Source organism: Kitasatospora sp. NPDC091257 (assembly GCF_044757675.1).
In the GTDB taxonomy this organism is placed as follows: domain Bacteria; phylum Actinomycetota; class Actinomycetes; order Streptomycetales; family Streptomycetaceae; genus Kitasatospora; species Kitasatospora lactacystinica.
This window is the reverse complement of record NZ_JBIVVI010001473.1, coordinates 1-1,939: the sequence shown is the minus strand read 5'-3', so window position 1 is coordinate 1,939 and position 1,939 is coordinate 1. Positions and strand designations below refer to the sequence as shown.

At 75.4% G+C, this 1,939-nt stretch carries 1 protein-coding gene; it reads right to left on the bottom strand.

Going from position 1 to position 1,939, the window contains the following annotated elements; translation table 11 throughout:
* Nucleotides 1-35 precede the first annotated feature (35 nt).
* A complete protein-coding gene (asnB, locus tag ACIQOV_RS39460; RefSeq protein ID WP_401055719.1) occupies nt 36-1,853 on the bottom strand; it encodes an asparagine synthase (glutamine-hydrolyzing) in 1,818 nt (605 codons plus the stop codon).
* Nucleotides 1,854-1,939 lie beyond the last annotated feature (86 nt).

The following is a 1,939-nucleotide window of genomic DNA, read 5'->3' as shown; positions in this document are numbered from 1 at the left end:
GGGGTACGGGCGGCGCGTGCGGTGCGGTCGGAGGGTCAGAGCACCACGCGGACGCCGTACGTCCGCAGCCAGGCGTCCAGCAGCAGGGCGCGCGGCAGCCAGGGCGGCGGGGTGAAGGTGCCGGTGTGCCAGCCGCCGCCGTCCACCTGGGCGCGCAGCGCGTCGGCGTTCAGCAGCGGAAGGGCGGGCGAGTCGCGGTCGGCGAGCAGGGCGCGGACGGCCTCGCGGACCGCCTCCAGGTACTCCGGACTCTGCCCGAACGGGAAACCGCTCTTCTGCCGCCGCACCACCTCGGCGGGCAGCAGATCGGCGACCGCCTCGCGCAGCAGCCCCTTCTCCTGGCCGCCGAGCCGCTTGAGCGCCCACGGGGTGTTCCACACGTACTCGACCAGCCGGTGGTCGGTGAACGGCAGCCGGACCAGCAGGCCCGCCGCGAAGCTCATCCGGTCCTTGCGGTCCAGCAGGAAGGGCAGGAAGCGGGTGAGCTGGAGGTGGAAGGCCTCGCGCAGCCGGCGGTCCGCGCCCGACTCGCCCGCCAGCCGCGGGACCTCGGCGAGCGCCTCGCCGTAGCGGGCGGCCACCTCGGCGTCCACGTCCAGGTGCCGGCGCAGCTCGGCGGAGAGCATCCCGCTGCGGTCGGTGATCCCGGCCGACCACGGGAAGTTGGCGGTCGGGCGGTCGGCCTCGGCGGTGAACCAGGGGAAGCCGCCGAAGACGTCGTCCGCACCCTCGCCCGAGAGCACCACCTCGGCGTGGCCGCGCACCTCGCGGAAGAGCAGGTGCAGCGAGACGTCGAGGTCGCCGACGCCGGGCAGGTCGCGGGCGCGCAGGGTGGCGCCCAGGTGGTCGAGCAGCGAGGGGGCGTCCAGCAGGATCTCGGTGTGCCTGGTGCCCACGTGGTCGACCACCGCCCGGACGTACGGGGCGTCCCGGCTGACGTGCAGGGCGTCCGCCTTGAAGTCGGTCTCGCTGCCCGCGAAGTCGACCGAGTAGGTGGCGATCTTGTCGCCGCCGGCCGCGGCCAGGCCGACGATGGCGCTGGAGTCCAGGCCGCCGGAGAGCAGGGCGCCGGGTTTGACCCCGGTGTCGGCGGACTGCCGGCGCACCGTGTCGGCGAGCAGGGCGCGCACCCGCCGGACGGTGGTCGGCTCGTCGTCGGTGTGCTCGGCGGCCTCCGGCGCCCAGTAGCGCCGGTGGCGCACGCCGTTCGGACCGGCGACCAGCAGCCACCCGGGACGGACCTCGTGCAGGCCGCGGTAGACGGCGTCGCCGGGGCGCTTGAGCGCGACGGTGAGGACGTCCACCAGGCCGTTCGCGTCCACCTCGGCGGGCAGCCCGGCGGCCAGCAGGGCCTTCGGTTCGGAGCCGAACGCCAGGGAACCGTCCGGGAGTTCGGCCCAGTAGAGCGGCTCGACGCCGAGCCGGTCGCGGATCAGCACCAGCTCCTCGGTGCGGGCGTCCCAGATCGCCGCCGCGTAACCGCCGACCAGTCGGTCGGCGGCGTCGGCGCCCCACTCCAGGTAGGCGCGCAGGACGAGTTCGGCGTCCGAGCCGTTGCGGATGCGGTGGCCGCGGGCGGTCAGCGTGGTGTGCAGCGGGCCGGGGTTGAGCAGTTCGCCGGAGAAGGCGATGACGGCCGGGGCCGGGTCCAGCTCGGGCGGGAACCAGGGCTGGGGCACGTCGTTGCGGGGCCCGGTGTGGAACTGGCGGTGGCCGAGGCCGGCGTGCCGGGCCAGCCAGGTGCCGCCGCGGCGCGGGCCGCGGTGGGTCAGGGTGTCGGTGAACTCCTGGACGAGTTGGGCCTGTTCGCGCACATCCCCGCTGCGCGACACCAGCCCGGCGATTCCACTCATGCCCCGACCCCCGTGGCCTCGGCGACCTGGGCCAGCGACTCGCGCACCAGTGAGGTGAGCGGCGCGGGCAGCCGGCCCCAGTTGGC

What these genes read in the sequence shown, in the direction of transcription:
- asnB (WP_401055719.1), bottom strand. Translation starts at nt 1,853, where the DNA reads ATGAGTGGAATCGCCGGGCTGGTGTCGCGCAGCGGGGATGTGCGCGAA.